6 protein-coding genes are annotated in these 7,435 nt (G+C 68.2%); all 6 read left to right on the forward strand.

Annotation, left to right across the window (positions count from 1 at the left end):
• Window positions 1-89: 89 nt before the first annotated feature.
• The 6 genes from ACIBQZ_RS41900 to ACIBQZ_RS41925 all read left to right on the forward strand — a co-directional run bounded on the left by ACIBQZ_RS41900 (window position 90) and on the right by ACIBQZ_RS41925 (window position 7,333).
• Window positions 90-1,244, forward strand: a complete 1,155-nt coding sequence (locus tag ACIBQZ_RS41900; protein ID WP_396094532.1) for a Gfo/Idh/MocA family protein — start codon at window positions 90-92, stop codon at window positions 1,242-1,244.
• Complete coding sequence (locus ACIBQZ_RS41905; RefSeq protein ID WP_396094533.1) at window positions 1,241-2,395, forward strand: DUF993 family protein; 1,155 nt, start codon at window positions 1,241-1,243, stop codon at window positions 2,393-2,395. The genes ACIBQZ_RS41900 and ACIBQZ_RS41905 overlap by 4 nt, the downstream gene beginning before the upstream one ends.
• Window positions 2,392-3,201 carry a sugar phosphate isomerase/epimerase family protein gene (locus tag ACIBQZ_RS41910; protein ID WP_396094534.1) on the forward strand — a complete coding sequence of 270 codons (810 nt, stop codon included), beginning with the start codon at window positions 2,392-2,394 and terminating at the stop codon, window positions 3,199-3,201. Before ACIBQZ_RS41905 ends, ACIBQZ_RS41910 begins: the two co-directional genes overlap by 4 nt.
• Before the next feature lie 317 nt (window positions 3,202-3,518).
• Window positions 3,519-4,205, forward strand: a complete 687-nt coding sequence (locus ACIBQZ_RS41915; protein ID WP_396094535.1) for a hypothetical protein — start codon at window positions 3,519-3,521, stop codon at window positions 4,203-4,205.
• Between the two features lie 762 nt (window positions 4,206-4,967).
• Window positions 4,968-5,405 carry an endonuclease domain-containing protein gene (locus ACIBQZ_RS41920; protein ID WP_396094538.1) on the forward strand — a complete coding sequence of 146 codons (438 nt, stop codon included), beginning with the start codon at window positions 4,968-4,970 and terminating at the stop codon, window positions 5,403-5,405.
• 1,097 nt (window positions 5,406-6,502) lie between these two features.
• Window positions 6,503-7,333, forward strand: coding sequence for a transposase family protein (locus ACIBQZ_RS41925; protein ID WP_396094536.1), 831 nt, complete (start codon window positions 6,503-6,505; stop codon window positions 7,331-7,333).
• The last annotated feature ends 102 nt before the right edge of the window (window positions 7,334-7,435 follow it).

Genomic DNA, 7,435 nt, shown 5'->3' on the forward strand with positions numbered 1-7,435 from the left:
AGCCCATCAACGGCCGGGAGCAACCGCTTGCCTGCGGTGTGTGCGCGCCGGTAACCTGCCAGGAAAGCGCTTACCTAGGGGGTCGGCCCATGTCCGCTCGTGTCCCGATCGGGATCGTCATGAACGGTGTCACCGGGAGGATGGGCTATCGCCAGCACCTGGTCCGTTCCCTGCTCGCCATCCGGGAGAGCGGCGGGCTGCCGCTGCGGGACGGCTCGGTGCTCTGGCCCGAGCTGCTGCTCGTCGGGCGCAGCGAGGCCAAACTGCGCGACGTGGCCGGCCGCCACGGCCTCACCGACTGGACCACCGACCTGGGCGCGGCGCTGGCCCGCACCGATATGCAGGTCTACTTCGACGCGCAGGTGACCAGCGAGCGCGAGAAGGCCATCGGCCTGGCGATCGAGGCCGGCAAGCACATCTACACCGAGAAGCCGCTCGCGACCACCCTGCACGGCGCGGTCGAGCTGGCCAGGGCCGCCGACGCGGCCGGCGTCAAGCACGGCGTCGTGCAGGACAAGCTCTTCCTGCCGGGCCTGCGCAAGCTGGAACGCCTCATCTCCGGCGGTTTCTTCGGCCGGATCCTTTCGGTACGCGGCGAGTTCGGCTACTGGGTCTTCGAGGGCGACTGGCAGACCGCCCAGCGTCCGAGCTGGAACTACCGGGCGGCCGACGGCGGCGGCATCGTGGTCGACATGTTCCCGCACTGGCACTACGTGCTGGAGCAGCTCTTCGCCCCGGTCCGCGCCGTCACCGCGCACGTCACCACGCACATCCCGCAACGCTGGGACGAGCAGGGCGAGCCCTACGAGGCCACCGCCGACGACGCCGCGTACGGCATCTTCGAGCTCGACGGCGGCATGGTCGCGCAGATCAACTCCTCCTGGGCGGTCCGGGTGAACCGCGACGAGCTGGTCGAGTTCCAGGTGGACGGCACCGAGGGCAGTGCGGTCGCGGGCCTGCGCAACTGCCGCATCCAGCACCGGTCCACCACCCCCAAGCCGGTGTGGAACCCGGACCTGCCGCTGACCCACTCGTTCCGGGACCAGTGGCAGGAGGTGCCGGACAACGAGGAGTTCGACAACGGCTTCAAGGCGCAGTGGGAGATGTTCCTGCGGCACGTCGCCGAGGACGCCCCGTACACCTGGGACCTGTGGGCCGGCGCGCGCGGCGTGCAACTGGCCGAGCTCGGCCTGCGGTCGGCCCGCGAGGGCCGCCGCGTCGAGGTGCCGGAGCTGACGCAGTGAGCCGCACCGTGCACCTGCCCGACGGGCCGCTGACGCTCTCCGGGGCCGGCGCGCAGTGGGCCACGCCCGGCGCACCGTTCACCGGCCGGGTGGCCTACGCCGCCGCCCACGTGGTCGCGGACCCGGCCGCCGAGAACGTGCCCGGCGCGCCCCCGGCGGTGGACTGGGACGCCACCCTGGCCTTCCGCCGCCACCTGTGGGCGCACGGCTTCGGCGTGGCCGAGGCGATGGACACCGCCCAGCGCGGCATGGGCCTGGACTACCCGGCGGCCCGCGAGCTGATCCGCCGCTCGTCGCGCGAGGCGGCGGCGGCCGGTGGCACGATCGCCGCCGGCGTCGCCACCGACCAGCTCCCGCCCGGCCCGGCGTCGCTGGACGACATCCGCAAGGCCTACGGCGAGCAGCTCGCCGACGTGCAGGAGGCCGGCGCGACCCCGGTGCTGATGTGCAGCCGGCACCTGGCCGCCACGGCCCGCACGGCCGAGGACTACCTGGACGTCTACGGGCGGCTCCTCGACGACGCCGACCAGCCGGTGATCCTGCACTGGCTGGGCCCGGCCTTCGACCCCCTGCTCGCCGGCTACTGGGGAGCCGGCGAGCAGGGCCCGGCCGCCGAGACGGTCCTCGAGCTCATCGCCGCGCACCCCGGCCGGGTCGACGGGATCAAGCTGTCGCTGCTGGACGAGGACTTCGAGGTGGCGATCCGGCGCCGGCTGCCGGCCGAGGTCCGGCTCTACACCGGCGACGACTTCAACTACCCGATCCTCATCCGCGGCGACGAGCGGGGCCACTCCGAGGCGCTGCTGGGCATCTTCGCCGCGATCACGGCGCCGGCCGCCGCGGCGCTGCGGGCCCTGGACGCGGGCGACCTCGGGGAGTACGACCGCATCCTGGCCCCGACCGTGACGCTCTCCCGCCACCTGTTCGCCACGCCGACCTGGTACTACAAGACGGGCATCGTGTTCCTGTCCTGGCTGGCCGGCCACCAGGACCACTTCACGATGGTCGGCGGCGTGCAGAGCGGCCGCTCACCGCGGCACCTGGCGCGGCTGCTACGCCTGGCCGACGCGGCCGGGCTGCTGCCGGACGCGGAACTCGCCGCGCACCGGGCCCGGGCGTTCTTCACCACGGCGGGGGTGGCGCAGCCGTGAAACGCTTCTCCCTGAACCAGGCGACAACCAAGCACTGGCCGCTGCCCGACCTGATGGCCGGCTGCGCCGCAGCCGGCGTGACCGGCGTCGGCCTGTGGCGCGAGGACGTCCAGGCGTACGGCGTGGCACGGGCGGCGGCGCTGGCCCGCGACCACGGGCTGGCCGTCACCTCGCTGTGCCGCGGCGGCTTCTTCCAGCAGAACGGCTGGGCGGACGAGAACAAGCGCGCGATCGACGAGGCCGCGACCCTGGGCGCCCCCGCGCTGGTGCTGGTCTCCGGCGGACTGCCGGCCGGAAGCCGGGACGTCGACGCGGCCCGCGCACACGTGGGCTCGGCGATCGGCGAGCTGGTGCCGTACGCACTGGACGCCGGGGTCCAACTGGCGATCGAGGCGCTGCACCCGATGTTCGCCTCGGACCGGTGCGTGGTGGCGAACCTGAAGCAGGCGCTCGACCTGGCGGCGCCGTACCCGGCCGAGGCGGTCGGGGTGGTCGTCGACACGTACCACCTGTGGTGGGACGACGCGGTCTGGGAGCAGATCGCCCGGGCCGGGCGCGAGCGGCGGATCGCCTGCTTCCAGGTGGCCGACTGGGTGACGCCGCTGCCGGCCGGGGTACTGCTCGGCCGGGGCCTGCCGGGCACGGGCTGCGTGGAACTGCGCCGCTTCCGCGAGGCGGTGGACGCGGCGGGCTACACCGGCCCGATCGAGGTGGAAGTCTTCGCCGAGGACGTCTGGTCCCGGCCGGGCGGCGAGGTGCTCGACGAGACATTGGAGCGCTACCGCATCCACGTCAGCGACGCCTGAGGCGCGGTCCGCGCTCCATCCACAGCCGCCGGTGCGGGCCGATATCGACGGGCCCCGCCGGCGGGGCGTGGGTTCGTTCGCGAGATCGAACCAGATGTACGCGACTCTCGGCGCCGCGTTGCTGTCACCGCGCACCGAGATGCTGAGTGCGGGATGCGCGGATCTGCCGAGATGAGCGCACTCGATCATCTCGACAAGAATCCACTCGCCGCGCCGAAACTAATTCCATGGCAATGACTCGGTGATCAATTTGCAGGGGCTCTGTATCCTGTGACCAGCTCCTTCCGAATGAAGCTGACAGGCAATCGGGAGATCGCATGGACCTCGGATCGATCCAGCAATTGATCGCATTGCCGACTTCCGTCACCGCGCTCGCCGTTTCTACGGCAATGGCGTTGCGGCAATATCGGATCACGCGCTCCACGAGTCGCGATTCACATACCAGGACGACGCTGATGAGCCTCAACGCGGAGTTCCGGACTGACTCCTTTCAGCATAGCCTCGACTATGTTCTGCGCCACCTGGCAGCCGACTTCACTCCCGACCACGGCATCTCTGGTCTCCCTTTGGAAGCTCGGGTGCATGTCTACCGGGTTGGTCACCTCTACGGTGACTATGGGATCCTGGCTGTGCTTCCAACGGCCGACCGTGAGCTGATCTTGAGTTACGTCCACGGCCGAGTACTTGAAGCGTGGAAGAAGTTGCAGCCATATGCGGAGCAAGAGCGGACGAGGGGTTGCGGTACCTATTGGAGCTACTTCGAGAACCTCGCCCACCTGGCGGCAACCGCTGACAAACCCCGGATCCTCGATCGCCTGGGATTGCGGCGGTTCGACGGCATGGGGTGGTTAGAATCGGCGACCTCCCCGGCTGGAGGCCAGAACAACAATTCCCGTCCCTTGCGCGGACTACCGAAGGCAGCGTCCCACAGTGCGGAGGGAGTCATCTCGGATTGTGACCAGGTGGCCGCAGTTGCTCCTGAATCGGTCCGGCGCAGATCTTGACATCTTGGGCGGAGCGCACTGTCATGCCGCGGATCGTGCGCACGAGACGATCGTGCGGCTCCTGCCTAAGGTCAACCCGGCTGTCGAAGTTGCGGGCTAGAGTTCTGCTCATGAGCGATGGGTCCGGCGGCTACGTCCGGCAGCCGCATCCATCACATCGTTGCCCGAAATGCGGATCGCCGCTCTCCGTGCGGTCAGCAACCGTCGCTGGCCACCGTGACGAAGGCGGGTGGCTGCTGCCGGTCCGGGAATTTCGTCGCTGCGTTCAGTGCCTGTGGCTTGCGGTTCGGGTTCAGGAGGAAGCCGAGTGGCACCCACTTCCCAATTCTGATATTCCGGGTCGAGTGAAGTTCATGGCTTCTCAGCTGTAACTGCTGGCATCCGGATCTGCCGCGATCCGATCGCTACACAGCGTCACGTTCCCGAGGTGGCTGGCATCCTGTCTCAGCCGTCGAGGTGGCGCCTGGGGACGGGGATCATGCCATCGCCATTCTTGTCGACGTGCAGGCGCTGACCTCACGCCGGGACGACCGATCCGGCTGACCATTGAGGGCAGGATCGGCCGAGGCCTCCAGTGTCGTACCCAGACGGCATCATCTGCGCATGCCATCTCGCCAAATGACCCGCGTCCCAGTGCCAGCTTCACCGCCCTCACTGCGGCACATGATCGACTTGACGGCCACGATTGCGATCCACATCGAATCGCCGGGGCCGGACTTCTGCTGCCTCGCCATGCCCACCGAGCCCCTCGTCAGGCACCGCATGACGAGGGAGACGTACTCGGCACTGCTGCGTGCACAGGGTGGAGTCTGTGCAATCTGCGGCCGCGGCCTATCGCGGTCCTTCGGGGCGGACAACACCGCCCGAAGCGGGCCGGCACCGCTATTCATCGACCACGACCATGTGTGCTGCGAGCGCGGTAGCTGCGGGCAGTGCAATCGCGGCCTTCTATGTTCCGGGTGCAACGGTGACCTCGGCGCCTTCGAGACCCGTGGTCTGGAGTACATCATCCGCATCAGAAACGCGCGGTGGGTCGCGGCGGCCCTCGCTTACTTACGCGCGTACGGCAACGATCCGACCGACCCGATCCGCAGGACTGCGGTAAACAAGACCAAGCACGAGCGCGCTCAGCAGCTCGGAGCGCAATGCATCTGCGACCAATGCTCGCCACTCGCCATCCCGCGAGCACCCGGTCGATGACGCTCGCGGCCGGGTCCGCTTCATTCGCCAGCCAAGACTGAGCGTCCTCTGCTGCCGGGAGGAAGGCGCGGAGGGTGAAGCAGTGTCGGACTTAGCGCCATCGCCAGGGCGACCGGCCAGCAGGTGTGGCGTGGATCGTTCTGGGCGACATCGGCCGGGTGTATCCGGTCCTCGGGCACCTACCGTGTCAACGGACGGCACCGTGGTCCGACGCTCCTTCTCGGCGCTCGGATGGCCAGGTGTTGCACCAGAGGCATGACCAGCTGAGATTGTCGCGGTCGTTGGTTCCCCCGCTGAATCGGGCGACGAGGTGACCGAGTGACCCGATCCGGCGACCGACGTGAGCCCAGGCTGCGGGTCGGCCATCCGCGCCGGACGGCCGACCCTCCACAGCAGTGAACCGCAGTAGGTGCACCGGCCCTCGGCGGCCTCGAGAACTCCCCACACCGTTTCTGGAGTCACTCTGCCGGCCGCTGCCCCTGACATGAGGCGCGTGCGGTTCGCGGTCTTGGCCTTCAACCGACACCACATCAGACGCTGCGCCGCCGTGGTGAGAGCCAGGAACTCGGACCATGACTGATAAATCGGTGCGGGCGCACCGATGGTGTCGGGTTCCGGAGCTGCCGGCAGTGGACGAGCCTTGGCGAGAAGGCGCTCTCCCATTGGAGCGGGAAGCGTCGCAGCGAACACTTGAAGCTCCTCCAACGTCGGGGCTTCGCGGTCAGGCACCACGTTGCGATTCTGTGCCCCGAGATTGCCTTTTGAACTCATCCTTCTGGCCCAACTTCGGCAGTGCACTCATTTGCCGCCGAGCGTGCGCGGCGGTCGGCGAGGCATCGTCACGCACGGTGATGCTACTTGCGGCTGACCGGCGCATGCTGTGCCGAGATCCGTTGCAGGCTACTGCGTGAGGTGGCCGATGTGTTCGAATGCGGGGTCGAGCTGTGGTTCGATCGACGCGCGGCCTTCCCTGAGGGTCATTCAAAAATCGGTCGACACTCATGGATGTCACGTTGAGTGAGATTCGAGGGTGGCCGCGACCCGAGGCCGACTGTCTGAAGTAGACGCAGCGGCCGGGATCCTTTAGATCATCTTTTGTGAGGAAGTTGATCGAGGGCCAGCCGCTGCGCTGCGAAAGTATGACAGGACTCCCGACCGGCCGGCTCGCCGACCTGATCGGCCGGGTCCGCGAGATCGTCGGCGATGAGTGGGAGAAGCCGCCGGTCGGGCGTCCACACGTGTTGCGGCTGCCCACGGCGGTCATCGCGGTACTGTTCGGACTCCGGCACAACCTGCCCGACGAGGTCCTGGCTGAGGTGTTCGGCTGTTCCCAGGCAACCATCACCCGCTATCAGCAGATCCTGCAGCCGATCCTGCGCTGGGTCACCCGCCCTGAAGTCGACCAGCGTCTGGAGCAGACCCGCCGCGAGGGTGTGCTGGTCGACGGGTTCGTCGCCCCGGTCGGCGAACGCGAGTCCTCTCACGGCCTGTTCTCCGGCAAGAAACACGTGTGCGGGCAGAACGCGCAGGTCATCGCTGATCTCGACGGCCGGGTCACCGACGTGGGCGAACCCGTCAACAGCGCCCGCCACGACGCGGCGGCGTTCTTCATCTCCGGCATCGCCCAACGGTGGGCCGACCACCTCACACCCGGCGGACCAGGCATGATCGGCGACAGCGGCTACCAGGGCACCGGCCCGATCACCCCGCACAAGAAGCCCCCCGGTGGGGAACTGACCGGCAAGCAGACGTCCTACAACTACAGCGTCAACCGACTACGCGCAGCCGTCGAACGCGCGAACAGTCATTTGAAGAACTGGAAGATCCTCAAGACCGGCTACCACCAGATCATGACTGACGTCCCCGACGTGTTACGCACCGTCACCGCCTTGGAGATCTTCAGAACCACCGCACCGGGTTTTGAATGACCCTCCCTCCACCGCGTCAGGTGCGACTCGATTTCGGCTAGTGCGTTGGTCTGCGAGTCGACGTAGAAGTGCATTGTGCGGATACCGCCGCTGGTTTCGTGC

Source organism: Actinoplanes sp. NPDC049599, from assembly GCF_044465625.1.
Classification (GTDB): domain Bacteria; phylum Actinomycetota; class Actinomycetes; order Mycobacteriales; family Micromonosporaceae; genus Actinoplanes.

What these genes read in the sequence shown, in the direction of transcription:
- ACIBQZ_RS41915 (WP_396094535.1), top strand. Translation starts at nt 3,519, where the DNA reads ATGGACCTCGGATCGATCCAGCAATTGATCGCATTGCCGACTTCCGTC.
- ACIBQZ_RS41900 (WP_396094532.1), top strand. Translation starts at nt 90, where the DNA reads ATGTCCGCTCGTGTCCCGATCGGGATCGTCATGAACGGTGTCACCGGG.
- ACIBQZ_RS41920 (WP_396094538.1), top strand. Translation starts at nt 4,968, where the DNA reads ATGACGAGGGAGACGTACTCGGCACTGCTGCGTGCACAGGGTGGAGTC.